Source organism: Variibacter gotjawalensis, from assembly GCF_002355335.1.
GTDB lineage: Bacteria > Pseudomonadota > Alphaproteobacteria > Rhizobiales > Xanthobacteraceae > Variibacter > Variibacter gotjawalensis.
In genome coordinates this window covers 2,792,174-2,816,622 of sequence record NZ_AP014946.1, presented here as the reverse complement: position 1 = coordinate 2,816,622, position 24,449 = coordinate 2,792,174, and the positions used below count along the sequence as shown (strand labels likewise).

The window sequence follows — 24,449 nt, the reverse complement described above, 5'->3', positions numbered from 1 at the left end:
GCTCGCGCCAGAGCCTCAGCGAGAGACTCGACAGCGCGGCACTCGTGTTACGCTTCGTCGCACAGGCTATCGTGGTAACGGCATAAACACAATAAAACCCTATTTTGAGGGCCCGGCGCGGAACAGACCCGCGCGCACCGACCTTGACACTCGCGCGCCCGAACCCCAGCCTACCGTTATCGTCAGCGCGGACTTAAGACTCGCAGTGCCAGCGCGGCTTTCACATTCATTTTCCAGCGGAATCAGGAATGAACATCGCTCCTCGCAACGAATTCAATGAAGCTGCGCCGGACAAATTCGGCGTCGGGCAGTCGGTACTGCGCACCGAAGATCCGGTGCTCGTCCAAGGTCAAGGCAACTACACGGACGACATCTCGCTACCGCGCCAGGTCTACGCCGTGATGGTGCGCTCGCCTCACGCGCACGGAATCATCAAGGGCATCGATGTCGAAGAGGCCCGCAAAATGCCGGGCGTGCTCGCCGTCTACACGTCGAAGGACATGGAGCATTACGGCATCGTCAAGAACGGCCTGCCGCTCAAGAGCCGCGACGGAACGCCGATGATCAAGCCGGTCCGCCCGATGCTGCCGGTCGACAAAGTCCGCTTCGCCGGTGAAGTCGTCGCGGCCGTGATCGCCGAGACGGTTCTGCAGGGCAAGGATGCGGCTGAGGCCGTCGTGCTCGACATCGAGCCGCTGGAGGCCGTCACCGGTATGCAGGCGGCCGCCGAGCCGGACGCGCCAGAGCTTTACGAAGGCGTTCCGAACAATCTGCCGCTCGATTTCCACTTCGGCGACGCCAAGAAGGTCGAGGAGGCTTTTTCGAAAGCCGCGCACGTCACCAAGCTCAAGATGCTCAACAGCCGCGTCATCGTCAGCGCGATGGAGCCACGCGCGTGTCTCGCCGAATGGAGCAAGGACGGCGCCGTCACGCTGCGCACCGGCTGCCAAGGCGTATTCAACCTGCGCAATCAGCTGATGGATATGCTCAGCCTGCCGGCCGACAAGGTCACGGTGTTCACCGGCCATGTCGGTGGGTCGTTCGGCATGAAGGCGGCGCTTTATCCCGAATACATTCCGTGTCTCCACGCGTCGCGTGAGCTGAAGCGTCCCGTGAAGTGGACGGCGGACCGCGGCGAGAGTTTCCTCTCCGACTGCCACGGCCGCGACATGGAGTTCGATTGCGAGCTCGCGCTCGACAAGCGCGGCCGATTCCTCGCCTGGCGCTACACGGGCTGGACCAATATCGGCGCTTACCTCGGCCACGTCGCGCCGCTGATGGGCACGATGAATATCGCCAAGAACGTCAACTCGATCTATCGCGCGCCGGCGATCGAGGTCGCGTCGAAAGCCGTGTTCACCAACACGACCTTCGTGTCGGCCTATCGCGGCGCCGGCCGCCCGGAAGGCAATTACTTCACGGAGCGCATGATCGACGTTGCGGCGGACGAGATGGGCATCGATCGCATCGAGATGCGCCGCCGCAATCTTATCCAGCCGACCGAGTTTCCGTATAAGTCACCCTCCGGCAACGAGCTGGACAGCGGCGACTTCCCGGGCCTCATCGAGCGCGCGCTCGAAGCCGCCGACTGGAAGGGCTTCAAGGCGCGCAAGAAGGAAGCCAAGAAGCGCGGCAAGCTGCGCGGCATCGGCATTGGCCCGTTCCTGGAAGTCACGGCGCCGGCCGTGAAGGAGATGGGCGGCCTCCGCTTCGAAGCCGACGGCACCCTCACCTTCATCACCGGCACCCTCGACTACGGTCAGGGCCACGCCGCGTCCTTCGCGCAGGTCGTGCACCAGCAGCTCGGCGTTCCGTTCGACAAGATCCGCCTGCTCCAGGGCGATAGCCGCGAGATGCTCGCGGGCGGCGGCACCGGCGGTTCGCGTTCGGGTCAGAACAGCGCGACGGCTGCGCTGCAGGCCGGTGAACAGGTCATCGAGAAGGGCAAGCAGGTCGCGAGCCACCTGCTCGAGGCTTCCGTGCAGGACATCGAGTTCAAGGGCGGCCAGTTCACCATCGCGGGCACCGACCGTTCGATCGGCATCATGGAGATCGCGCAGAAACTGCGTCAGGGCGTGAACCTGCCGCCGGATGCGCCGAAGTCGCTGGACGTCAGTCACGTCAGCGATGGTGTCCCATCGACCTTCCCGAACGGCTGCCACATCGCGGAAATCGAGATCGACGAAGATACCGGCATCGTGCGCACCGTGAGCTACATCACGGTCAACGACTTCGGCACGCAGATCAATCCGATGCTGGTCGAAGGCCAGTTGCACGGCGGTGTCGTGCAGGGCATCGGCCAGTGCGTGCAGGAGATGGTCGAGTACGACGCCGAGGGCCAGCTCCTCACCGGCTCGTATATGGACTACGGACTGCCCCGCGCCTCGCAAGTGCCGAGCTTCACGGTGATCAATCGTCCGGTGCCCGCGAAGTCGAATCCGCTCGGCATCAAAGGCTGCGGCGAAGCCGGTTGCGCCGGCGCGCTCACCGCAATGATGAACGCGATCAATGACGCGGTCGCAGAGCTCGGCATTCGTCACCTCGACATGCCGGCGACGCCCGCCAAGGTTTGGCAGGCGATCCAGGACGCGAAGAAAGCGAAAGCCGCGTAGCGTTTTCTGCAGCAGCAACAATCACAACGGCCGGTCGTGAGACCGGCCGTTAGCATTTGCGGACAAATGATTCCGATCGTCGCACGCGAAAACTGCGCATGACGAGCAATGCGCGCCACGCATGTGCTTTGTCATTGGAAAAATGAAAAGCCAGCGTATCATCCGCCTCCTGAATTGCCGCGAGCAATTCCAACCCTGACGACCGCTCTTGAAGAAAGCAGGTCGTGCAATGGAGGCGACGCATGGTTGATGTCACCATCAACGGTCAGGCGCGCAAGTTCGACGGCGATCCGTCGATGCCGCTGCTCTGGTTTATCCGCGACGAACTCGGTTTGACCGGCACGAAATTCGGCTGCGGCATCGCGGCCTGCGGTGCCTGCACGGTGCATGTGAACGGCGAAGCCGTGCGCTCCTGCGGCATCGTGATGTCGGACATTGCCGGCAAGCAAGTGACGACAATCGAAGGTCTCGACGCCAAGGGCGAGCATCCCGTGCAAGTCGCGTGGCGCCAACTCGGCGTGCCGCAATGCGGCTACTGCCAGGCCGGCCAGATCATGCAAGCCGCGGCTTTCCTCAAGACAAATAAATCGCCGAACGACGAGCAGATCGTCGAGGCGATGTCCGGCAACCTCTGCCGCTGCGGTTGCTATCAGCGCATTCAGGCTGCGGTTCGTGCCGCCGCCAAGGGCGCATGAGGGAGGATGACATGAACATTCAATTCGATCCCTCCGCAAAGACATCCATCCGCAACATCAGCCGCCGCAGCATCCTCAAGGGCCTGTTCGGAACGAGCGCCTTCGTGCTCGCGGCACAGTTCCCGCTCGCACGGCGAGGCTTCGCCTACCCGACCGGCGCCGAGAAGATGCCGAACGGCGTGAAGACCGATCCGAAACTCTTCGTCGCGATCGACAAGGACGGCACCGTGACCATCATGGCGGCTCGCGCCGAGATGGGGACGGGTGCTGCGCGCACGTCGCTGCCGATGATCCTCGCCGACGAACTCGAGGCCGACTGGTCGCGCGTGAAGATCGTGCAGGCCAATGGCGACGAGACCAAGTGGGGCAACCAGGACACCGACGGTTCGCGCAGCGTGCGCCACTGGATCCAGCCGATGCGCGAATGCGGCGCGACGGCGCGGCGCATGCTCGAACAAGCCGCGGCGAAACGCTGGAACGTTGCCGTAGCAGACGTCGAAGCGGTGAACCACGAGGTGGTGCACAAAGCGTCGGGCCGTAAGCTCGGCTACGGCGAACTTGCGACAGACGCCGCCGCGCTACCGACCCCGACCGACTTCAAGCTGAAGGATGCGGCCGCCTTCCGCTACATCGGCAAAGGCAACACGCCGGTGGTCGATCTCGTCGATATCACGACGGGCCATGCGATCTACGGTCAGGACGCGATGTTGCCCGGCATGAAGTTCGCAGTCGTCGCGCGTCCGCCGGTTGTCGGCGGTAAGGTCGCGTCGGTCGATGCGAGCGCGGCGCTTAAAATTCCGGGCGTCGAGAAGGTCGTGCAGATCCCCGCGACGCCGCTACCTGCGAAATTTAACCCGCTCGGCGGCGTCGCCGTCATCGCGACCAATACGTGGGCCGCGATGAAGGGCCGCGAAGCGCTCAAGATCACCTGGGACGACGGCCCGAACGGGTCTTACGATTCCAAAGCCTACAAAGCGTCGCTCGAAGCCAACGTGCGCAAGCCCGGCAAGGTCGAGCGCAACGAAGGCGATATCGACAAAGCCTTCGCGGGCGCCGCGAAGACCTTCGCGCAGGAATACTATGTGCCGCATTGGGCGCATGCGCCGATGGAGCCGCCGGCTGCTCTCGCCCGTATGGGCGGCGGCAAATTCGAAATATGGGCGCCGGTGCAGAGCCCCGGCGGCGCGCGCGACGACACGGCGAAATTCCTCGGCGTCAAACCCGAGGACGTGTTGATGCACACGACGCTGCTCGGCGGCGGCTTCGGCCGCAAGTCGAAATGCGATTTCGCGATGGAAGCCGCGTTCTTGTCGAAGGAGCTCGGCGGCACGCCCGTGAAGGTCGTGTGGACGCGCGAGGACGACATCCAGCATTCGTTCTATCACACCGTGAACGTCGACCGGATCGAAGCCGCGCTCGACGCCAACAACAAGGTCGTCGGCTGGCGGCAACGCTCCGCCTCGCCGTCGATCCTCTCGACCTTCGCGCCGGATCCGAAGCATCCCTTCGCGATCGAGTTGGGGCTCGGCTTCGTCGACATGCCGTTCGCGGTGCCGAATATCCGGCTCGAGAGCGGCGAAGCTGCCGCGCATACGCGCATTGGCTGGTTCCGTGCGGTCAACAACGTGCCGCACGCCTTCGCGGTGCAGTCGTTCGTCGCGGAGCTTGCCCATGAGCTCAAGCGCGATCCGAAGGACATGCTGCTCGAGCTGATCGGGCCGGACCGCAAGGTCGACGTCTCGAAGTCGGTCACCACCGAATGGTGGAACTACGGCGAGCCGTTCGAGACCTTCCCGGTCGACACCGCGCGGCTCAAGAATGTCGTGCAGCTCGTCGCCGAGAAAGCCGGCTGGGGTCGTCAGATGCCGAAGGGTTCCGCGCTCGGCATTGCGGCGCATCGCTCCTTCGTCTCCTACATTGCGACCGTGGTCGAGGTGAAGATCGACGACAAGGGCAACATCACGGTGCCGCGCGTCGACACCGCGATCGACTGCGGCTTCGCCGTCAATCCGGAGCGCATCAAGTCGCAGATCGAGGGCGCGTCCGTGATGGGCATGACGATCGCCAAATACAGCGAGGTCACGTTCGCCAAGGGCCGCGTCGAGCAGACGAACTACAACGACTTCCCGATCGTGCGGATGGAGGATTCGCCGCAGCTCACCAACGTGCATATCGTGCCGCACGGCATCGATACGCCACCGAGCGGTGTCGGCGAGCCGGGTGTGCCTCCGTTTGCACCGGCGCTCTGCAACGCGATCTTCGCGGCGACCGGCAAACGCATCCGGAGCCTTCCGATCGGTAACCAACTGGCGTGATCGCTTAGCGTTGGCGCGACGAAGAGCGGCCTCACCGGCCGCTCTTTTCATTGGGCCCTAACTCACAACGCCTTGAAGCTGAGCCGCCATGCCCCCGCGAGGCTGGCAGTCGCGCGGAAAAGTGGTAAGTGAGCCTCCTGCCCTGCCTGCATCCGCTACGGCGGTGCCAATCCGAACAAAAACCGGAGGAATTTATGTATCCGAATACAGACCTATTCATCGATGGCGCCTGGGGCGCGAGCCAGAGCGGCCGCACGCTGGCCGTGCTCAATCCGGCGACCGGCGAAGAGGTCGGTAAGGTCGCGCATGCCGATACGAAGGATCTCGATCGCGCGTTGAAGGCCGCCCAGAAGGGCTTCCAGGTGTGGAGCAAGGTGCCGGCTTTCGAACGCTACAAGATCATGCGTAAGGCCGCCGATTACATGCGCGCCAACGCGGACCGCATCGCGCAGATCATGACGATCGAGCAAGGCAAGCCGGTCGCCGAGTCCAAGATGGAGACGTTGGCGGCAGGCGATCTCATCGATTGGTTCGCCGAGGAAGGCCGCCGCACCTACGGCGTGACGATCCCGGCGCGCGTCGATGGCGTGCAGCAACTCGTCTTCAAAGAGCCGGTCGGCCCGGTTGCGGCGTTCACGCCGTGGAACTTCCCGATCAACCAGGCGGTGCGCAAGATTTCCTGCGCGGTCGCGACGGGTTGCTCGATCATCCTCAAGGGCCCGGAAGAGACACCGGCGTCCTGCGCTGAGCTCGTGAAGGCCTTCGCCGAAGCCGGCGTGCCGGAAGGCGTCGTGAACCTCGTTTACGGCGTGCCGTCGGAAGTTTCGGAATATCTCATCCCGCACCCGATCATCCGCAAGGTGACGTTCACGGGTTCGACCGCTGTCGGCAAGCTGCTCGCAGGCCTCGCCGGCAAGCACATGAAGCGCATCACGATGGAGCTTGGCGGCCATGCGCCGGCTATCGTGTTCGACGATGCGGACATCGACACGGCCGTGAAGATCCTCGCGGCCAACAAATTCCGTAACGCCGGCCAAGTCTGCGTCGCACCGACCCGCTTCCTCATCCAGGAGAAGGTCTACGATCAGTTCGTCGAGAAGTTCACCAACACGACGAAGGCGATCAAGGTCGGTGACGGCCTCGATAAGGGCAACACGATGGGCGCCCTCGCCCATGCGCGCCGCGTCGACGCGGTCGAAGGCTTTGTCAACGACGCCATCGACAAGGGCTCGAAGCTGCAGACCGGCGGCAAGCGCATCGGCAACAAAGGCTTCTTCTACGAGCCGACCGTTCTCACCGACGTTCCGCTCGAAGCCCGCATCATGAACGAGGAGCCGTTCGGTCCGATTGCCGCGATGCGCCCGTTCGCGACGTTCGATGAAGTCGTGTCGGAAGCCAATCGTCTCGACTACGGCCTCGCGGCCTATGCCTACACGAGCTCGGCGAAGACCGCCGAAGCGCTCGGTGCGAAGATCGAGAGCGGCATGGTCTCTATCAACCACCATGGCATCGCGCTGCCGGAAGTTCCGTTCGGCGGCGTGAAGGATTCCGGCATGGGTTCGGAGGGCGGTTACAACGCGCTCGAAGCCTACCTGAACTTCAAGTTCGTGACGCAGGCGAGCCTGTAAGGTTCGCTAGACCAAATTCGACGTCATGGCCCGGCTTGTCCGGGCCATTTCGTATGCGATGACGTGACGCGGGGAGAAAACGCATGATCACCAAAATGGCGCCGAACAAATTCAAGCGCGCGCTGGCGAAGAAGGAAAAGCAAGTCGGCTTCTGGCTGACGCTCGGCAGCACGACGGTCACCGAGATCGCGGCCGGCGCAGGCTTCGACTGGCTGCTGATCGACATGGAGCATTCGTTCAACGAGTTGCCGGACGTGCAGGATCACCTGCGCGCCGCGGTCGGCGGCACCGCCGAGCCGGTCGTCCGTATCCCGTGGAACGATCCCGTTATCGTCAAGCGCATGCTCGACATCGGCGTGCGCTCGCTGATGTTCCCGTATGTGCAGAATGCCGAGGAAGCGCGCAAAGCAGTCGCCGCAACGCGCTATCCGCCGCACGGCCAGCGCGGCTTCGCGGGCGGCGCGCGCGGCTCGAACTACGGACGCATCGCGGACTACGCGAAGCTCAGCCACAAAGAGCAGTGCGTGATCGTGCAGATCGAGTCACCGGAGGCCGTCGCAGCGATCCCGGAGATTGCCAAGGTCGACGGCGTCGACGGCATCTTCATCGGACCGAACGATCTCGCCGCCAACATGGGGCATCTCGCCAACATGTTCGCCGAGCCTGTCGTCGCGGAAGTGAAGAAGGCGCTCAAATTGATCGACAAGGGCGGCAAGGCTTCTGGCTTGCTCAACTTCCGCCAGGACGACGCGAAGAAATACTTCGCCGACGGCGTGTCGTTCATCGCAGTGTCGGGCGATGCCGCCGTGATGGCACGGCAAACCGAAGCGATCGCGAAGGCGTTCGACTAGTTATCCGTCATCCTGAGGTGCGAGCGCGCTTGCGCGAGCCTCGAAGGACGACGGCCACGGCCTACGGGCCGCATCCTTCGAGACGCACGCGTTGGCAAGCCAACCCGTGCTCCTCAGGATGACGGGTAGAGGAGAACCAATGCTGACTAGACGTAGCTTGATCGTTGGAGCAACGCTCGCAAGCACAGCATTGCCCGGCCGCGCCGCCGCGCCATTCGCCAAGAAACCCGGCCCGGCCTTCTATCGCTTCAGGCTCGGTGAGTTCGAAGTCACCGCGCTCTACGACGGCATTTGGAATCGGCCGCTCGACGAGAAGTTCGTGCGCAACGTTCCCTTCCCGGATGTACAGAAGGCACTCACCGACAACTTCCTGCCGACCGATAAACTCTCCCTGCCCTTCACCGCAATACTGGTGAACACCGGCAAGAAGCTCGTGCTGATCGACACCGGCACCGGCGGGCAGATGTCACCAACAGCCGGCTCTCTCGTCGACAATCTCGCGGCCGCCGGCATCAAGCCGAGCCAGATCGACGCGATCGCGATCTCGCATTTCCATCCCGATCACATCAACGGCTTGCGCACGAAGGACGGCAAACTCGTTTTCACGAATGCTGAAATCTTCGTCTCCAAGCCTGAGTGGAAATACTGGATGGAGGACAATAGCGCGACGAGCGTGCCGGAAAGCGCCAAGGGCGTCTTCCTCAACGCCAACCGCGTGTTCAAGGATCTCGACAAGCGCGTGACGCGCTTCTCACCCGGCGTCGAGATTGTCACCGGCGTGATCTCGATCCCGGCATTCGGACACACACCGGGTCACGTCGCTTACGTGCTCGCTTCGGGCAATCATTCGATGCTGGTGCTGTGCGACACGACAAACCATCCGTGGCTGTTCGTGCGCAATCCGGATTGGCAACCGATCTTCGACATGGACGGGCCGCAAGCGGTTACATTCCGGCGCGAACTGCTCGACCGCGCGAGCGCCGACAAAATGCTGGTGCAGGGCTATCACTTCCCGTTCCCGGCGACCGGCCATATCGCAAAAACAAACACCGGCTACGAATACGTGCCGGTGCAATGGTTGCCTACTCTGTAGCTCACAAGAGCACCCCGGCGCCAACCGAAGCTGACACCGGGGCCGGAGAAGACCTCGCGAACGAGGCCAACCCTATCTCTTTTCTTTACTTAGCCGCCGCGGCCCGGGTTCGGCGAGTTCGGCTGCGGGCTTGCTGCCGGCGGCGTCGGCGATCCGGAGCCCGGTGCAACGCCCGTGTTAGGTGCGGTCACCGGAGCGCGCGAGCCAGGCTGGTCGGCGCGGGTGCCGCTGCCAGCCGGCGGTGTCGGCGGTGCATTCGGATTCGTCGAGCTCGGCGAACCGCCTTCAGCCGGCGTGCTGCCGCCTGCGGACGGCGTTTGAGCAACTGCAATACCGGCAGAGAGCGCCAACGCAGCGGCGCCAATCATAAGCTTTTTCATTGTTTCACTCCGTTTGCTCCCTCGTGGTCTGAACAACAACCGCCAAAGGACTTTGTTCCAACGCAAGGAATTCGTGCGCTGGCGTACGGAGAGAACTCGTCGGTGATGTGCGGGATTTTTAGCGCTGCGCGTGCGCGAATAGTACAAGCAGGGAGGCCGGCCCGAAGGCCAACCTCCCCACCTGAGCAGCTACGACCCGATCCGCGCTGTCATTCGTACCGGATCGCAGTGCAGGTCTCACGAATGCTCTGGAGATGCATCCGCGCTGTCCCCCATTGGTCGCTCCAGAGACAAATGAGGTTCAACGGGACTTGCTCTGGTCCGCCACGAGAAGAGCGGGTATCATCCGCGTGATGGGCGCGCGCCCCCCAAATGGAGGATGACGGATGAAAATGTCCCGTGTTGCGCTGATGGCGGGTGTCGCCGCGGTATCGTTTAGCCTTGCGCTCGGTCCTGTCGCCGCAGTCGGCACCAACGATCCACCGCCGCCCGTCCAGCAGCCGGCAAGCAAGCCCGAGCCAAAAGCCAAACAAGCAAAGCCCGCGAAGAAGACGAAAAAAGAGAAGCGCACGGATCAACAGTTTCTCGACGGCTATCGCGTCGGCTTTAATTTGATCCAAGCCGAGAAATACGAAGAGGCGATCACTGCTTTCCGCGCGCTGAAGCAGGATGACCATCCGGACGTCGCGAACTATATTGGTTACGCGTCACGCAAGCTCGGACGCTACGGCGATGCGCAAGCGTGGTACGAGCGCGCGCTCGCGGCCGATCCGAAACATGCCCGCACGTGGCAGTACTACGGCATGTGGCATGTCGAGCAAGGCAACATGCTCAAGGCCAAAGATCACCTCGCGCATATCCGCTCGATCTGCGGCGAGACGTGCAAGGAATTCACTGATCTCAAAGGCGCGATGGAAGGCACCGTCGTTTATTAAGCCACACGGTGGTCATCCCGGAAGCCGCTCGCTCGCGAAGCGAGCCGACGGCTGTCCGGGATCCATACTCCCTGTCTATCGATCCGCACTTTCTGTGGTTATGGATTCCGGGCTCGCGTGGCTTGCTGCGCAAGCGACGCGCCCCGGAATGACCAGCTCCTACAATTGTCCATCCGCATACGCGCGCAACGTAGCCCGCGCGCCGTGCTGCCAGATGTGCCGCAGCGCTTTCGCAAACGCAGCCGCATAGACCGGATCGCGCGCGACCGGCCCCAAAATATCATCCATCGCGAGCCACGCCGACGGGTCGTCCTTCGCTTTCTTCGCTGCGACGTTAAGCCGATCCCAGCGCGGATCGTGCGGCGACAGCGTCTTCCCGCTCTCGGTCTCGCCGTAGCAATAACGGCACCACATCGCGGTCACGAGCGAGAGACCGGTGACCGAGCGTTTTGCGGCGAGCTGATCCTTCGCGCAGGCGAAGATGAATTTCGGGTGCCGGTTCGAGCCATCGAAGGCGAGACGCATCACGGTGTCGCCGATCTTCGGGTTGGAGAACCGGCGCGCGATCAGCGCGTAATACTCGTTGAGGTCCGTGTCCGGCACCGGCGGCACCACCGGGATGATCTCTTCGCTTTCGAGTTTGTCGAGGAAAGCACGGATGTCCGCATCCGCCATCGCGTCATGTACGAAGTGATAGTCGAGCAGCACGGCCGGATAGCAGATCGACGCGTGGCCGCCGTTGAGGATGCGCGTCTTCATGTATTCGTACGGCGCGACATCATCGACGAACTGCACGCCGACTTTCTCCAGCGCCGGGCGGCCGGCCGGGAAATGATCTTCCATCACCCACTGTGTGAATTTCTCGCAGAAGACCGGCCAGTTGTCCTCGATGCCGTAGTCCTTCTTGAGCAGTTCGCGTTCGCGATCCGACGTTGCCGGCGTGATACGGTCGACCATCGAATTCGGGAACGCGACATTCGCTTCAACCCACGTCGCGAATTCGGCGTCTATCAATTTGGCGAGACCGACGACGGCGTTCTGCGCCGCATGCCCGTTGCCCGGCACGTTATCGCACGACATCACGGTGAACGGCGCTATGCCCTTCTCACGCCGCGCCTTCAGCGCCTTGAGGATGAGCCCGAAGATCGTGTGCGGATCGTCCGGGTTCTTCGCATCGCGCACGATGTCGGCCGCCGCCGGATCGAAGCCGCCGGCGCCGATGTAATAACCGCCGACCGTGATTGTCATGGCGACGATGCGGATCGCGGGGTCCGACAGTGTCGCGACGATGCCGGCGCGATCGTCCGGCGCGATGAAACCGACCAGCGCGCCCGAGATGCGGACGCCGCTGTGGTCGGCCTCCTGCTCGACGACGCTGGTGAGGAAATCCTGCGGCGCGAGCGCGGCCTGCATCGCGGCATCGTCGCTGCGCACGCCAGTGCCGATCACGCCCCAGTCGCGGTCGAGGCCAAGGTTGAACAATGTGTCGAGGTAGATCGCCTGGTGAGCGCGGTGGAAGTTGCCGACGCCGAAATGGACGATGCCAGGCGTGATGTCGGACGCTCGATACTGCGGGATGCTGGCGCGCGCGGCGATTTCGGGCAAATTGGCCCAGGACAGTTTGGTCATTTCCTCGACTTCTTGGTGATTGATAGCTTTTGGAAGGGCGAACGCCATCTATAGCAATTCGCCCGCGCGTAAATACGCCGATAACGCAGTTAAGACCTGCGATTTGAGCAATTCCGAGTGAACCGCTACAAGGTGCGCGCCGTAGTTTCGGCCAGAGAAAAGATCCATGAGCCGCGAGAACGTTGCCGAAAAGATCGCCTTTGTGGCGAGCGCCGCGCCCGAGGCGCAGGAAGCGCGCGTTCGCTTGGCGCTCCGCTATGGCGACGTCGCCCCGCCGGAGGCGGACGTCATCGTCACGCTGGGCGGCGACGGATTGATGCTGCACACGCTGCATCGCCTGCACGGGCTCGGCAAGCCGATCTACGGCATGCATCGCGGCACGGTCGGCTTCCTGATGAACCCCTACGGCGACGACGATCTCCGCGAGCGGATCAGCAGCGCGACGCGCACGCGCATCCGTCCGCTCTTGATGCGCGCCGAGACCGACAACGGCAAGACTCACGAGCACCGCGCGTTCAACGAGGTGTCCCTGTTCCGTCAGCGGCACCAGGTCGCGCGGATGAAGATTTCGATCGACGGCAAAGAGCGCATGGCGGAACTCGCGGCCGACGGCCTGCTGGTCGCAACGCCGGCCGGCTCGACTGCCTATAACCTCTCGGCGCAGGGTCCGATCATCCCGATCAACTCCCCGCTCCTCGCGCTAACGCCGATCAGCCCGTTCCGCCCGCGGCGCTGGCGCGGCGCGCTCTTGCCCAACACCGCGACGGTAATGATCGAGGTGTTGGAGTCGGAGAAGCGTCCGGTCGCCGCGGTCGCGGATCACGATGAAGTCCGGCACGTGAAGAACGTGACCGTGTCGCTCGATCCGACTGTCGAAGTGACGCTGCTGTTTGATCCGGGGCATAGCCTCGACGAACGCATTTTGGGCGAACAGTTCGGGTTTTAAGGCGTCGTAGCCCGGATGAGCGGTCTCGCGGCGCGCAAAGCGCGCAGAGCGAGCCGCGATATCCGGGATGGGCGCCGACGCAGTCCCCGGATGTCGCTTGCGCGCGAATGCGCGCCGCTCATCCGGGCTACAAAATTAAGCCGCCACCAAATCCTGGCAGAACATGCGGGCTTCATCGCGCGCGGCTTCGGTCGCGAAGCGGCGCAGCATTGCGAGCAACGGCTCCATTTCGGCATTGCCGGCGAGCGGCGCGCAGGCGGTCAGCACGCGCTCGGTCATCCGGCGCTTGAGGCGAACCGCCCCACCCGGCTCCAGGCTCGCTTCGTTCAACGCCTCGATGGCGGCGACGATCGCCGGATAGAGCACGAAGGGAAGCTGCGCGCGTTCGAACAAAGCGTTGAGCCCCCGGCGGCTGCGATCGTGGACGAGGCCGGACACGCGCGCGAGCGGCATGCCGCTGAGTTCGGCCAGCGTCTCCTCGAACAACGTGATGTTGCCGGAGAGCAGTGAGCGCAGCACGAGCGCGCCGGTGAGCTGGCCGCTGTCGCGCAGATGCGTGACCAGCGGGCGCACATCGTCGCGCGGTGCAGTCGCGGCAAGCGCAACCGTCGCCTTCTCGCAGGCGTCGCGTGTGATCTTCTCGGCGCGATCTTCACGCAGCCAATTCTGCAGCGCGCAGAAGCGCGACAGCGTCTCGGACAGCTGCGACACCAGCATCTGCCGGGTCGATGCCGGCAGGTTCGGGCGTGGCAACAAAGCTTCGCGGATCGCCGCAACATGGCCGAAGCGTTCGACCAGGCGGTCGAGCGAGCCGACCGCAATCAACGCCGTGTCATTCTGAATGAGGGCAAGGCACGCATCCGCGCTGCCGACTTCGGCTATCGCGGCGGACACCGCGCAGGAAAGGTCGATGCGGCGCGCGATGGCGATCTGCGTTCCTTCGTTCTGACTACCGATGCAGTCGACAAGATCGGCGTCCGCGATCAGCGGCGAGTTAGCGACCACGATGTGAGCGATTTCAGCCTGATCCTGCGCCAGACCGAGGATGACGGCGAGCGGGGCCTTGTCGCTCGACGCCAGCGCTTCAGCCAAGGCGCGGCGCACCAGCGGCGACGGATCGTCGAGCAGCATCACCATCGCGCCTTGAGCGGCGGCGCGGTCGTCGAGCGTCAAGTCCGAGTAGAGAAAAGACCGCGCGAGTGCGCTGGTCGCTTCGGCCCGGGCTTGCGCCGGTGCCGTCTGTATCCACTGCAGAAAATGCCGCACGATCATGTTGTTTTTCCCGCCGGATGACCGACTCGGTTTCTTCAACCGAAACGACTATGCGCGGCGGTGACTTAATAAAGCGTTCACCATAACGGCGGCAGTGCCGCGAGGCCTTCCCACCGCCCCGAGCTGTGCTAAAGCTGACCCCGAAGGATCACTGCGGCGGCTCCGATTTCGAATCCGGAAATGCCGACAATCGATTGATCCACAAACAGTTTTACGGGGAGTGTCATGAGTGAACCCATCCGGCATCCGCGCGGCGGCCTCTACTTCGAGGACTTCATCGTCGGCCATGTCTTCGAGCATCGGCTGACCCGCACGGTCACCCAGATGGACAACATGCTGTTCTCCAACATGACGCTCAATCCGCAGCCGCTGCACATCGATCGGCACTTCTGCGAGACCGAGACAGAGTGGAAGCAGCCGCTAATGAACTCGCTGTTCACGCTCGGCCTGATGATCGGCATTTCGGTCAACGACACGACGGTCGGCACCACGATCGGCAATCTCGGGATGACAGATGTGATCTTCCCGCATCCGGTGTTCGACGGCGACACCATCCACGTCACCACCGAGATCATTTCGAAGCGCGAGTCGAAATCGCGGCCAGATGCCGGCATCGTCGACTTCCACCACCGCGCCTACAATCAGAACAACAAGCTTGTCGGCGAATGCAAACGCCAGGGCTTCATGCGCCGCCGGCCGGTGAAGTAATGCGCTCGTATCTCTTCGTTCCAGGCGACAGCACCAAGAAGCTCGAGAAGTCGCTTACGTCCGGCTCCGACTCCCTCATCGTCGATCTCGAGGATTCCGTCGGCTTCGACAACAAACCGAAGGCGCGCGACATCGGCCTCGGCTTCCTGCGCGAAATCGGACCGCAGAAGGATCGCCCGCAGCTGGTCGTACGCGTCAACGCACTCGATACGGGTCTGACCGACGATGATCTCGCCGTCATCGTCGCGGGCAAGCCGGATGCGATCCTGCTGCCGAAGGCGGAAGGCGGCGCGTCTGTCACGCATCTCGACGCCAAGCTCACCGTGCAGGAAGCGCTGCACGGGTTGCCGGAAGGCAGCATCGAAATTCTCGCCTTGACGACCGAGACGGCGAGCGCCCTCTTCCTCTGCGGCACCTACAAAGGTTCGAGCAAGCGGCTCACCGGCCTCACCTGGGGCGCGGAGGATCTCTCGGCCTCGCTCGGCTCCGAGACCAATCGCGACAAAGACGGCAATCTCACCGAGCCGTTTCGTTTTGCGCGCACGCTGAGCTTAGCTGCGGCCGCTGCATGCGGCGTCGCGCCGATCGACACGGTCTACGCGGACTTCCGCAACGAGGCGGGCCTACGCCGCGAATGCGAAGAAGCCCGGCGCGACGGCTTCACGTCGAAGATGGCTATCCATCCGGGCCAAGTCGCGGTGATCAACGACGTCTTCACGCCGAGCGAGAAGTCGATCGCTGAAGCTCAAGGTGTCGTCGATGCGTTCGCGGCACAGCCGGGCGCCGGCGTCGTTGCGATGGGCGGCGTGATGTTCGATCGCCCCCATCTGGTACGCGCAGAACGCCTGCTGGCACGCGCCAAAACGGTCCGGCGGTAACGGGGCCCGCCGGTGTTAATCACATTTTTAGGTTATCGTAGCGTTAGGGTTTGATCCCGGGCACACTCGCCTCGTGAACGTTTTCGGCGTCCCGGTTGTTCTCCTTCCGGCGACGCTTCTGAGCCCAGCTGGTGACGTTGCCACACGGCGTCACCAGCAGCCTCACCCCTCCCCAACAAATCAATCCATCTTCAACGTGATCGTGCCGGTCTGTCCGAGCGGGATCGCGCGATAGAAGCATGAGCGGCGGTTGGTGTGACAGGCCGGGCCAACCTGCTCGACCTTGATGACGATCGCATCCTGATCGCAATCGATGCGGACCTCACGAACGCGCTGCGTATGCCCGGACGTTTCGCCCTTGCGCCACAGCTGTTGGCGCGAACGGCTGTAGTACCAGGCATCGCCGGTCTCGACCGTGCGGCGGAAAGCTTCGTCGTTCATATGCGCGACCATCAGCACCTCGCCCGAGGTCGCGTCGGTGGTCACGCAGGTGATGAGGCCATTCGCGTCGAACTTGAGCGCAAGCCCGGTCCCCTCTTCGATCTCGCGCGAAGACGACATCAGCGCTGACGGATCAGCGTCATGAAGCGGACCTGCTCGGCCGGATCGTCGCGGAACGAACCCGTGAACTTGGTCGTGACGGTGGACGAGCCATGCTTCTGCACGCCCCGCAGTGACATGCACATGTGCTCGGCTTCGATCATCACAGCGATGCCGCGCGGTTTCAGGCCCTCTTCGATCGCGCCCGCGATCTGCGCCGTCAGGTGCTCCTGCGTCTGCAGGCGCTTGGCAAAAATGTCGATCAAGCGCGCGAGCTTCGACAGACCAACGACCTCGCCGACCGGCACATAGGCGATGTGCGCCTTGCCGGTGAACGGGATCATGTGATGCTCGCAGTGCGACGCGAACGGGATGTCGCGGACCAGCACGAGGTCGTCATAGGTGTCGATCTCGGAGAAGGTCCGCTGCAGCACGTCGGCCGGGTCGAGGCGATAGCCGCCGAACAGCTCATCGTAAGCGCGGACGACGCGCTTCGGGGTGTCGAGCAGGCCCTCGCGCGCCGGGTCATCGCCCGCATAGGCGATGAGCGTGCGGACGGCGGCTTCGGCCTCGTCACGGGTCGGACGTTGCGTGCGGGAAGACTCGGACGGAGTCCGAGAGAAAGGCTTGATGATCGCGTCCATAGACGGCGTCTCCGTTCGACCGGCCTGCCCAAAATCGGGAGGCCGGATGTGTCACCGGGCGGTCATGGCTTCGGGCCGACGCCGCATTCTGGTTTTGGCGGGGCTGTGAACCCCGATCCGGCCGCTTCAACTTGGCCGGACCTCAACTATATAAGAGCATCCGGGTGCCCTTCAATCCGCCTCGACCCGGCCATTTCGGCGATTTCGCATGCTCAACGACATCTATAACGCCAAAATCCTCGAACTCGCCGGCAACATCCCCCGGATCGGGCGGCTCGAATCGCCGGATGCGAGCGCGACAGCCCATTCCAAGTTGTGCGGCTCGACGGTCACCATCGATCTCAAGATGAACGGCGACGAGGTCACCGACTTCGCGCATGACGTGAAGGCTTGCGCGCTCGGCCAGGCGTCATCCTCCATCATGGCCCGGCATGTTGTCGGGGCGAAAGCCGATGAACTGCGTGCGCTGCGCGAGACCGTGCGCAAGATGCTCAAGGAGAACGGCAGCCCGCCGGATGGCGGCCGCTGGGAGGATATCCGCGTCCTGGAGCCGGTACGTGACTACAAGGCACGCCACGCGTCCACGCTGCTCACTTTCGACGCCGTCGTCTCGGCGATCGATCAGATCGAAGCCAAGCGCAAAGCCGGTTGACGATTTCGCGGCGCGAGACGCCGTAGCTCGCGGCGCGAGACGCCGCACGTCGCGGCATACACCCTCCCGATCACAACACCTTTGGTGTGCGCCGCCGCGCGTTGACTTATCGCGAAGCGCGTAGTCAGTATGCCTCCAACGACGGCGAGGGTTACAAGCCGTCATGGACAATCAATTCGCACGAACGCACGTGCGAAATATCCTTGGGAGGGATATGGAATGCGCCTTAATCGCCGTCAATTTGTTGCTTCGGGTCTTGCCGCCACCGCGCTGAGCAGCGCGCCTGCATTTGCGCAGGGTGCCACCATCAAGATGGGCTACATCGATCCGCTTTCGGGTCCGTTCGCCAACGTCGGAGACGGTGGTCTCAAGCAGTTCCAATACGAAGCCGACCGCATCAACAAGGCAGGCGGTTTCAACGGCGCCAAGATGGAAGTCGTCGGCTTCGATTCGAAGACAAATCCGAAAGAAGCGATCATCCAGCTCGAAAAGGCGATCGACCAGGGCCTCCGCTTCATCACGCAGGGCAACGGCTCGTCGGTCGCGGCCGCGATCATCGAGGCGGTCGAGAAGCACAACGAGCGCAATCCGGCGCAGGCCGTGCTTTTCCTGAATTACGCCGCGGTCGATCCGTCCTTCACCAACGACAAGTGCACGTTCTGGCACTTCCGCTTCGATGCCGACGCCGACATGAAAATGGGGGCGATGACCGACTACATCAAAACGCTTCCGGACATCAAAAAGGTCTACGTCATCGGTCAGGACTATTCGTTCGGTAAGTCGGTGTCGGAATCGTCGGTCGCGATGCTCAAGCAGAAGCGCCCGGATATCGAAGTCGTCGGCAACGAACTGCATCCGCTCGGCCGCGTCCGCGACTTCGTCCCCTACATCACCAAGATGCGCGCCGCCGGCGCTCAGGCCGTGATCACGGGCAACTGGGGCACCGACATGACGCTGCTGATCAAGGCAGCGTCGGACACCGGCTTCAACGTGCCGTTCTTCACCTACTACGGCGGCGGCCTCGGCGCGCCGACCGCGATGGGCAAGTCCGCCGTCGGTCTCGTCAAGCAGATCACCGAGTGGCACTCGAACATCCCGGACATCGGGATGGACAACGTCGTCACCGACTTCAAGAAGCAGTACAACCTCGATTACTACTACTTCCGCGTCAAAGTGATGTTCGACATGTTGGCCGCTGCGGCCAAGAAGGCGAACGCGACCGACCCGAAGGCGATCGCGATGGCGCTCGAAGGCCTCGAGATCGATACGCCGACCGGTAAGGCTTGGATGCGCAAGGATAACCACCAGCTCATCCAGCCGCTCTTCATCTCGACGTTTGCCGAGGGTGTGAAGTTCGATCTGGAAAACACCGGCTTCGGCTTCAAGACAGACGCGAAGATCGATGCCAAGGCGACCGAAACGCCGACCACCTGCAAGATGCAGCGGCCGGCAAGCTAAAGCGACAGGCGGCGGCCGGAGAATAACCGGCCGCCTTTATTTTTCCTGAAGCCGTTGCGATTTCGGAGCCTCCGCGCATGGAGACATTTGTCTTTTCGACCCTCAATGGGACGCTCTACGGCCTTCTCCTTTTCATGTTGTCGAGCGGCCTGACCCTCATCTTCTCGATGATGGGCGTGCTGAACTTCGCGCATGCGAGCTTCTACATGCTGGGCGCCTACTTCGCGTATGCGATCGGCGCACGCACGGGCTTCTGGGGCGCGATGTTCCTCGCGCCCATTCTGGTCGGCGCGATCGGCGCGCTGGTCGAACGCTTCGGCCTGCGCAACGTGCACAAGCACGGACACGTCGCCGAATTGCTTTTCACCTTCGGCATCGCCTTCCTGATCGAAGAGATCGTGAAGCTGATCTGGGGCCGCAACCCGGTGCCCTACTCGCCGCCAGCAATCCTACAGCAACCGCTCTTCACATTGTGGGGCACGCAGTATCCGGCCTTCCGCGTCTTCATGATGGTGGTCGCGGTGCTGATGTTCATCGCGCTGTTCCTGCTTCTCAAGCGCACGCGCGTCGGCCTCATCGTGCAGGCCGCGCTCACCTTCCCGCACATGGTCGGTCATCTCGGCCATAACGTGCCGCTCGTCTTCATGGGCGTCTTCGCGGTCGGCTGCGCGATGGCGGGCCTCGCCGGTGTCATCGGCGGCGCGCTGCTGGTCACCGAACCCGCGATGGCGTTGACGCTCGGGCCCATTGTCTTCGTCGTCGTGGTCGTCGGCGGCATGGGATCGCTCGGCGGCGCCTTCGTCGCAGCGATGCTGATCGGCCTCGTGCAAACCTTTGCGGTCGCGGTCGATGCTTCGCTCGCCGATCTGCTGGCGCGCTTCGGCATCGCGGTGTCGAACCGCTCAGATCTCGGCCGCATCACGCTCGCGCAAGTCGCGCCGATGCTGCCGTTCCTGCTGCTCGTGCTGGTGCTGATCTTCAGACCACGCGGCCTGATGGGAGCGCGCGAGTCATGAGCCAAACCCTTCGCACGCTCCTTGTCTGGATCGCCTTCGCGGTCTTCCTGATCGTCCTGCCGATGTTCTTCACATCGCGCACCTCGATCACCGTGATGAACGTGATGGGCATCTGGGTGGTGTTCGCCCTCGCCTACAACATGCTGCTCGGTCAAGCCGGCATGCTCTCGTTCGGGCATGCGGTCTACTTCGGGCTCGGCGGCTACGCGGCGATCCACCTCATCGTCGCGATCAAAGCACAAAAGCTCGGCATCCCGGTCTTCGCGGTGCCGATCGTCGGCTTCATGGCCGGCATGGTCGCCGGCGCCGTCATCGGCTGGTTCTCGTGCCGGCGCTCCGGCACGCCTTTCGCGATGATCTCGCTCGGTGTCGGCGAGCTCGTCGCGGCCGCCGGCTTCATGTTCGTCTCGCTGTTCGGCGGCGAAGAAGGCATTTCGGGCGACCGCTCGTCGGGCCTCAAAGTCTTCGGCTTCTCGCTCGGACCGCAGATCAACGTCTTCTACTTCATCGCATTCTGGATGTTCATCTCGACGCTCGCGATGTGGGCCTTCACGCGCACGCCGCTCGGCCGGCTCGCCAATGCGGTGCGCGACAATCCGGATCGCGTCGCATTCATCGGCTACGATCCGCAGCGCGTGCGCTATCTCGTGTTCCTCATCTCGGGCGGCTTCGCGGGCCTCGCCGGCGCGCTCTCGGCAGTGAACTTCGAGATCATCAATCCGGAAACGCTCGGCGCGCACGGCTCCGGCCTCGTGTTGCTGATGACGTTCATCGGTGGCGCGGGCGTGTTCTTCGGGCCGATCCTTGGCGCTGCGATCATCACCTTCATGCAGTCGATGCTCTCCGACTACACGCAAGTCTGGCAGCTCTATCTCGGCCTCCTCTTCGTCGTGATGGTGCTGTTCGCGCCGTTCGGCATCGGCGGCATCATCGCGCGCATCATCCACGCAGGCGCGAAAGGTGAGATCGGCGAGAAGCTGCCGGCCTGGCTGCTCGGCACCGTCGGCGGGTTGATCGCGTTCTTCGGCGCCGTGATGTCGATCGAGATGGCGTATCGCGTGCGCGAGGCCGGGAAACCGTTCCGCGCGCTCGGCGTCGACTTCGTCCACACCAACCCGATGAACTGGCTCGCGGCCTTCGTCATCATGGCGGGCGGCATCGCGCTCATAACAATCGCAGTACGCTGGCGGCGGCGCGGTTCGCTCGGCGCCGCGATGCGCCTGCGGGAGGTGACGCCATGAGCGACAGCGCCCTTTCCCTTCGCAACGTCTTCAAAAGCTTCGGCCCGGCGGAAATCATCCGCGACGTCTCGCTCGAGGTGAAGCCCGGCGAGCGCCACGCGATCATCGGGCCGAACGGCGCCGGCAAGTCGACGCTGTTCAATCTCATCTCCGGTGCGTTCGCGCCGACCAAGGGCGAGATCATCGTCAACGGCGTGAAAGCGAGCGGCGAGAAGCCGTTCGTCATCAATCGCTCGGGCCTGTCGCGGTCGTTCCAGGTCACCAACATCTTCCACAACATGAGCGTGTACGAGAACATTCGCTGCGCGACGCTGTGGGCGCTCGGGCATCGCTACGTGTTCTGGCGTTTCATCGGCGGCATGAAGGATGTCGAACAGCGCACCGAAGAGATTCTCGATCTCATCGGCTTGAGCTCGGTACGCGATACGCCGGCCGGCCTTCTTGCTTATGCGGACCAACGCGCGCTCGAAATCGGCGTCACCGTCGCGGGCGGCGCCAAGGTCATCCTGCTCGACGAACCGACCGCCGGCATGAGCAACCACGAGACCGCGCGCGCCGTCGCACTGATCCGCAAGGTCACGGAAGGCCGCACGCTGTTGATCGTCGAGCATGATATGAGCGTCGTGTTCGGGCTCGCGGATCGCATCTCGGTGCTGGTCTACGGACAGATCATCGCGTCAGGCACGCCGGCCGAAATCCGCGCCGACAAGCGCGTCAAGGAAGCCTATCTCGGCGAGGAGGCCGCCTGATGCTCGAAGTCTCCGGCCTGCACGCATATTACGGCAAGAGCCACATCCTTCAGGGTGTGAACATCCACATCAACAGCGGCGAAGTCGTCAGCCTGATCGGGCGCAACGGCGTCGGCCGCTCGACCACCGTCAAAGCGATCATGGGCGAAGTGCGCCCGCACGGGACGATCAAGTTCAAGGGCCAGGACATCGCGGGTCTGCCGAACCACAAGATCGCGCGGCTCGGCATCGGCTACGTGCCGGAGCATCGCGACATCTTCCCGGACCTGACGGTGCGGCAGAACCTTATGCTCGGCATGAAGAAAGCCGGGCACGAGGGCAACTGGACCATCCAGGGCTCGCTCGACATGTTCCCGAACCTCGCGCGGCGCGCGGACTCGCCCGCCGGCGTGCTGTCGGGCGGCGAGAAGCAGATGCTTACCATGTGCCGCACGATGATGGGCGAGCCCGAGCTCGTGATGATCGACGAGCCGACCGAAGGCTTGGCGCCGCTGATCGTGAAACAGGTCGGCGAGTTGATTTCGGAGATCGCGCGGCGCGGCGTCGCCATTCTGCTGGTCGAGCAGAAGCTGTCGATCGCGCTCGATATTTCGCACCGCGTCTACGTGATGGGTCACGGCCGCATCGTGTTCGAGGGCACGCCGGCCGAGCTGAAAGCCAACGACGAAGTCCGCAAGGAATGGCTTGAAGTATAGCGGCGGAGCTGTCCCCTGCGCCGTCATTGCCGGGCTTGACCGATATCTTCGACGCAACCTCTGCCCTCATCCTGAGGAGGATCGCGCAGCGATCCGTCTCGAAGGATGGGCGGCCTCGATCCTTCGAGACGCATGGCTCCGCCATGCTCCTCAGGATGAGGCCGAACACCTGCCCGGCATATCGACTACTTCCGGCAATCAGCCGCAAGGCCCTCATACGCCTTCGCCAGACCGACGCTGCCGACGCGGATACTGGTGCGCAGGTTATCGCTCGTTCGCGTTCCGATCGTCAGCGCATTCGCGGGCTCGTCGCGCATCCGCTCGAGCGCCGTGACAGTCACGATTCCGGAGGCGCTGGTGCGGAGATCCTGCGCGTCGCCGGTCTCGGACGATTGCACCTTCATGGCGACGCGGTCGCGGCCGAACCACAGCGTCACGTCCTGCAAGCGCAGCGGCGCATCGCTCGCGATCGTGCGGTTGTCCGTATAGGCGACACGGAGCTTGCCCGGCGTCTCGCAGGCCAGCGTCACTTCAAACTGGCCGATCTCATCGCCTTCCCACGTGATCGCGTGGCGGCGCGACAGGCGGCCGTCGGCGAAAGTCCAGCCACGGTCCGTGCCGACGCTGCGCTCGGTAACCGGCGCCGGGCGCACCGGCGCGGTCGCGCCGGAGCTTGCCGACTCGGCGACCGTGTCGAGCATCTGCAGCCGCAGGCGGCGCATCTCGGCCTGCGAGAGCGAACGGAGGCGCTCCCACGGCGGGATCTTCATGGCGAGTTCGAATAGGCCGATGTCGCCGCCCATCTCGACCGTGTAGGACGCGATGCGGCCGACGTCGCGCTGAATGCGGACGAGTTCCTCGGCCGTATAGCTCTCGGCGCTGGAATCGCCGCGCTTGTTCCCCGGCCAAATCTGGTGGACCGACATGCGGGCCTCGGCCGGCACCGTGCGGTGAACGCCGCCCAGCATCACGAAGACGCACATCGAGGCGCATTCGCCGTCGTTGGCGATCTTGGCGCGCTTGCTGTTCGCCCCGCTCAGGCGGACCGAGCGGCCCACCGTGGTGCGGATTTCGAGTTCGCGGAACTTGCGGCCGAGTTCGAGGCTTGCGTTGACGGCGCCGCCGCCCGAGTCGAGCACCACCGTCGCGCCCTTGGCGTCGCGGCCTTCCAGAAACGTTTCGAAGTCTTTCGCGGTATCGGCCGTGATCGGGCCGGAAGCGGAAATCCACTCGCGGCATGTGCTGCCGCAGGCCCGCGCCGGGCCTTCCCGCATCCATTCAAAGCGCATAGAAGTCGGTTCGGAAGCCGCGGGCACCTCGGCCTGAGGGCGCGCGAGCGACGGAACACACATCAACAGCGCCGCCAGTATCAGGCGGTAGCGCATACCGATCGACCTCCGAAGCACGACTCTTGTTGCGACGATTATCTCGTGTCGATGCTGCACAGCAAAGAAAAATGTCGTGAGGCGGGAACCAACTTAAGTATCAGGAATTGGTGTCCCTGCGCCGCCG

Annotated in this window: 22 protein-coding genes; 16 read left to right on the top strand and 6 right to left on the bottom strand. The window is 63.5% G+C overall.

What is annotated here, in order from left to right:
* The first annotated feature begins 248 nt into the window (after positions 1-248).
* The 6 genes from GJW30_RS13680 (at position 249) to GJW30_RS13655 (ending at position 9,194) form a co-directional block, all read left to right on the top strand.
* A complete protein-coding gene (locus GJW30_RS13680) occupies positions 249-2,612 on the top strand; it encodes a xanthine dehydrogenase family protein molybdopterin-binding subunit (protein ID WP_096356215.1) in 2,364 nt (787 codons plus the stop codon).
* A 242-nt stretch (positions 2,613-2,854) separates the two neighbouring features.
* Positions 2,855-3,307 carry a (2Fe-2S)-binding protein gene (locus tag GJW30_RS13675; RefSeq protein WP_096356213.1) on the top strand — a complete coding sequence of 151 codons (453 nt, stop codon included), beginning with the start codon at positions 2,855-2,857 and terminating at the stop codon, positions 3,305-3,307.
* Positions 3,308-3,318: 11 nt separating this feature from the next.
* The gene (locus GJW30_RS13670; protein WP_096356211.1) at positions 3,319-5,622 is read left to right on the top strand and encodes a xanthine dehydrogenase family protein molybdopterin-binding subunit; all 2,304 of its coding nucleotides are present in this window, start codon (positions 3,319-3,321) and stop codon (positions 5,620-5,622) included.
* 194 nt (positions 5,623-5,816) lie between these two features.
* A complete protein-coding gene (locus GJW30_RS13665) occupies positions 5,817-7,250 on the top strand; it encodes an NAD-dependent succinate-semialdehyde dehydrogenase (protein WP_096356209.1) in 1,434 nt (477 codons plus the stop codon).
* An 83-nt stretch (positions 7,251-7,333) separates the two neighbouring features.
* Positions 7,334-8,101, top strand: a complete 768-nt coding sequence (locus tag GJW30_RS13660) for an HpcH/HpaI aldolase family protein (RefSeq protein WP_096356207.1) — start codon at positions 7,334-7,336, stop codon at positions 8,099-8,101.
* 139 nt (positions 8,102-8,240) lie between these two features.
* Positions 8,241-9,194 (top strand): MBL fold metallo-hydrolase, encoded by a 954-nt coding sequence (locus GJW30_RS13655; protein ID WP_096356205.1) that lies wholly within the window; start codon positions 8,241-8,243, stop codon positions 9,192-9,194.
* An 89-nt stretch (positions 9,195-9,283) separates the two neighbouring features.
* On the opposite strand, the gene GJW30_RS13650 is transcribed toward GJW30_RS13655, so the two are convergent.
* Complete coding sequence (locus GJW30_RS13650; RefSeq protein WP_096356203.1) at positions 9,284-9,574, bottom strand: hypothetical protein; 291 nt, start codon at positions 9,572-9,574, stop codon at positions 9,284-9,286.
* Positions 9,575-9,960: 386 nt separating this feature from the next.
* Between GJW30_RS13650 and GJW30_RS13645 the strand changes: the two genes are divergently transcribed.
* Entirely contained in the window at positions 9,961-10,509 is a 549-nt protein-coding gene (locus GJW30_RS13645) for a tetratricopeptide repeat protein (RefSeq protein ID WP_245408511.1), read from the top strand.
* A gap of 159 nt (positions 10,510-10,668) precedes the next feature.
* Here the strand turns inward: GJW30_RS13645 and GJW30_RS13640 are convergent, their stop codons facing one another.
* A complete protein-coding gene (locus tag GJW30_RS13640) occupies positions 10,669-12,138 on the bottom strand; it encodes a mannitol dehydrogenase family protein (RefSeq protein WP_096358827.1) in 1,470 nt (489 codons plus the stop codon).
* A gap of 166 nt (positions 12,139-12,304) precedes the next feature.
* Between GJW30_RS13640 and GJW30_RS13635 the strand changes: the two genes are divergently transcribed.
* Positions 12,305-13,084 (top strand): NAD kinase, encoded by a 780-nt coding sequence (locus GJW30_RS13635; RefSeq protein WP_096356199.1) that lies wholly within the window; start codon positions 12,305-12,307, stop codon positions 13,082-13,084.
* A gap of 135 nt (positions 13,085-13,219) precedes the next feature.
* Here GJW30_RS13635 and GJW30_RS13630 read toward each other — a convergent pair whose 3' ends face one another.
* Positions 13,220-14,356, bottom strand: a complete 1,137-nt coding sequence (locus GJW30_RS13630) for a DUF2336 domain-containing protein (RefSeq protein WP_096356196.1) — start codon at positions 14,354-14,356, stop codon at positions 13,220-13,222.
* 225 nt (positions 14,357-14,581) lie between these two features.
* Between GJW30_RS13630 and GJW30_RS13625 the strand changes: the two genes are divergently transcribed.
* Entirely contained in the window at positions 14,582-15,064 is a 483-nt protein-coding gene (locus tag GJW30_RS13625) for a MaoC family dehydratase (RefSeq protein ID WP_096356194.1), read from the top strand.
* Entirely contained in the window at positions 15,064-15,942 is an 879-nt protein-coding gene (locus tag GJW30_RS13620; RefSeq protein ID WP_096356192.1) for an HpcH/HpaI aldolase/citrate lyase family protein, read from the top strand. The genes GJW30_RS13625 and GJW30_RS13620 overlap by 1 nt, the downstream gene beginning before the upstream one ends.
* A 180-nt stretch (positions 15,943-16,122) precedes the next feature.
* Here GJW30_RS13620 and hisI read toward each other — a convergent pair whose 3' ends face one another.
* Both hisI and folE read right to left on the bottom strand, forming a co-directional pair.
* Positions 16,123-16,503 carry a phosphoribosyl-AMP cyclohydrolase gene (hisI, locus tag GJW30_RS13615; protein ID WP_096356190.1) on the bottom strand — a complete coding sequence of 127 codons (381 nt, stop codon included), beginning with the start codon at positions 16,501-16,503 and terminating at the stop codon, positions 16,123-16,125.
* Positions 16,503-17,126 carry a GTP cyclohydrolase I FolE gene (gene folE, locus GJW30_RS13610; protein WP_096356188.1) on the bottom strand — a complete coding sequence of 208 codons (624 nt, stop codon included), beginning with the start codon at positions 17,124-17,126 and terminating at the stop codon, positions 16,503-16,505. The genes hisI and folE overlap by 1 nt, the downstream gene beginning before the upstream one ends.
* A 208-nt stretch (positions 17,127-17,334) precedes the next feature.
* Between folE and GJW30_RS13605 the strand changes: the two genes are divergently transcribed.
* From GJW30_RS13605 to GJW30_RS13580, 6 genes are all read left to right on the top strand, one after another.
* Positions 17,335-17,778, top strand: coding sequence for an iron-sulfur cluster assembly scaffold protein (locus GJW30_RS13605; protein WP_096356186.1), 444 nt, complete (start codon positions 17,335-17,337; stop codon positions 17,776-17,778).
* 219 nt (positions 17,779-17,997) lie between these two features.
* Complete coding sequence (locus GJW30_RS13600; RefSeq protein WP_096356184.1) at positions 17,998-19,236, top strand: branched-chain amino acid ABC transporter substrate-binding protein; 1,239 nt, start codon at positions 17,998-18,000, stop codon at positions 19,234-19,236.
* Between the two features lie 77 nt (positions 19,237-19,313).
* The gene (locus tag GJW30_RS13595; protein ID WP_096356182.1) at positions 19,314-20,252 is read left to right on the top strand and encodes a branched-chain amino acid ABC transporter permease; all 939 of its coding nucleotides are present in this window, start codon (positions 19,314-19,316) and stop codon (positions 20,250-20,252) included.
* Positions 20,249-21,493, top strand: coding sequence for a branched-chain amino acid ABC transporter permease (locus tag GJW30_RS13590; protein ID WP_096356180.1), 1,245 nt, complete (start codon positions 20,249-20,251; stop codon positions 21,491-21,493). Before GJW30_RS13595 ends, GJW30_RS13590 begins: the two co-directional genes overlap by 4 nt.
* Complete coding sequence (locus GJW30_RS13585; protein ID WP_096356178.1) at positions 21,490-22,242, top strand: ABC transporter ATP-binding protein; 753 nt, start codon at positions 21,490-21,492, stop codon at positions 22,240-22,242. The genes GJW30_RS13590 and GJW30_RS13585 overlap by 4 nt, the downstream gene beginning before the upstream one ends.
* Complete coding sequence (locus GJW30_RS13580; RefSeq protein ID WP_096356176.1) at positions 22,242-22,937, top strand: ABC transporter ATP-binding protein; 696 nt, start codon at positions 22,242-22,244, stop codon at positions 22,935-22,937. Before GJW30_RS13585 ends, GJW30_RS13580 begins: the two co-directional genes overlap by 1 nt.
* Before the next feature lie 185 nt (positions 22,938-23,122).
* Here GJW30_RS13580 and GJW30_RS13575 read toward each other — a convergent pair whose 3' ends face one another.
* Positions 23,123-24,226 carry a COG3904 family protein gene (locus tag GJW30_RS13575; RefSeq protein WP_130364478.1) on the bottom strand — a complete coding sequence of 368 codons (1,104 nt, stop codon included), beginning with the start codon at positions 24,224-24,226 and terminating at the stop codon, positions 23,123-23,125.
* Between the last annotated feature and the right edge of the window lie 223 nt (positions 24,227-24,449).

Bases quoted from the DNA above. Each gene is read 5' to 3' on its own strand.
- GJW30_RS13680 (WP_096356215.1), top strand. From the start codon at position 249: ATGAACATCGCTCCTCGCAACGAATTCAATGAAGCTGCGCCGGACAAA.
- GJW30_RS13675 (WP_096356213.1), top strand. From the start codon at position 2,855: ATGGTTGATGTCACCATCAACGGTCAGGCGCGCAAGTTCGACGGCGAT.
- GJW30_RS13670 (WP_096356211.1), top strand. From the start codon at position 3,319: ATGAACATTCAATTCGATCCCTCCGCAAAGACATCCATCCGCAACATC.
- GJW30_RS13665 (WP_096356209.1), top strand. From the start codon at position 5,817: ATGTATCCGAATACAGACCTATTCATCGATGGCGCCTGGGGCGCGAGC.
- GJW30_RS13660 (WP_096356207.1), top strand. From the start codon at position 7,334: ATGATCACCAAAATGGCGCCGAACAAATTCAAGCGCGCGCTGGCGAAG.
- GJW30_RS13655 (WP_096356205.1), top strand. From the start codon at position 8,241: ATGCTGACTAGACGTAGCTTGATCGTTGGAGCAACGCTCGCAAGCACA.
- GJW30_RS13650 (WP_096356203.1), bottom strand. From the start codon at position 9,574: ATGAAAAAGCTTATGATTGGCGCCGCTGCGTTGGCGCTCTCTGCCGGT.
- GJW30_RS13645 (WP_245408511.1), top strand. From the start codon at position 9,961: ATGAAAATGTCCCGTGTTGCGCTGATGGCGGGTGTCGCCGCGGTATCG.
- GJW30_RS13640 (WP_096358827.1), bottom strand. From the start codon at position 12,138: ATGACCAAACTGTCCTGGGCCAATTTGCCCGAAATCGCCGCGCGCGCC.
- GJW30_RS13635 (WP_096356199.1), top strand. From the start codon at position 12,305: ATGAGCCGCGAGAACGTTGCCGAAAAGATCGCCTTTGTGGCGAGCGCC.
- GJW30_RS13630 (WP_096356196.1), bottom strand. From the start codon at position 14,356: ATGATCGTGCGGCATTTTCTGCAGTGGATACAGACGGCACCGGCGCAA.
- GJW30_RS13625 (WP_096356194.1), top strand. From the start codon at position 14,582: ATGAGTGAACCCATCCGGCATCCGCGCGGCGGCCTCTACTTCGAGGAC.
- GJW30_RS13620 (WP_096356192.1), top strand. From the start codon at position 15,064: ATGCGCTCGTATCTCTTCGTTCCAGGCGACAGCACCAAGAAGCTCGAG.
- hisI (WP_096356190.1), bottom strand. From the start codon at position 16,503: ATGTCGTCTTCGCGCGAGATCGAAGAGGGGACCGGGCTTGCGCTCAAG.
- folE (WP_096356188.1), bottom strand. From the start codon at position 17,126: ATGGACGCGATCATCAAGCCTTTCTCTCGGACTCCGTCCGAGTCTTCC.
- GJW30_RS13605 (WP_096356186.1), top strand. From the start codon at position 17,335: ATGCTCAACGACATCTATAACGCCAAAATCCTCGAACTCGCCGGCAAC.
- GJW30_RS13600 (WP_096356184.1), top strand. From the start codon at position 17,998: ATGCGCCTTAATCGCCGTCAATTTGTTGCTTCGGGTCTTGCCGCCACC.
- GJW30_RS13595 (WP_096356182.1), top strand. From the start codon at position 19,314: ATGGAGACATTTGTCTTTTCGACCCTCAATGGGACGCTCTACGGCCTT.
- GJW30_RS13590 (WP_096356180.1), top strand. From the start codon at position 20,249: ATGAGCCAAACCCTTCGCACGCTCCTTGTCTGGATCGCCTTCGCGGTC.
- GJW30_RS13585 (WP_096356178.1), top strand. From the start codon at position 21,490: ATGAGCGACAGCGCCCTTTCCCTTCGCAACGTCTTCAAAAGCTTCGGC.
- GJW30_RS13580 (WP_096356176.1), top strand. From the start codon at position 22,242: ATGCTCGAAGTCTCCGGCCTGCACGCATATTACGGCAAGAGCCACATC.
- GJW30_RS13575 (WP_130364478.1), bottom strand. From the start codon at position 24,226: ATGCGCTTTGAATGGATGCGGGAAGGCCCGGCGCGGGCCTGCGGCAGC.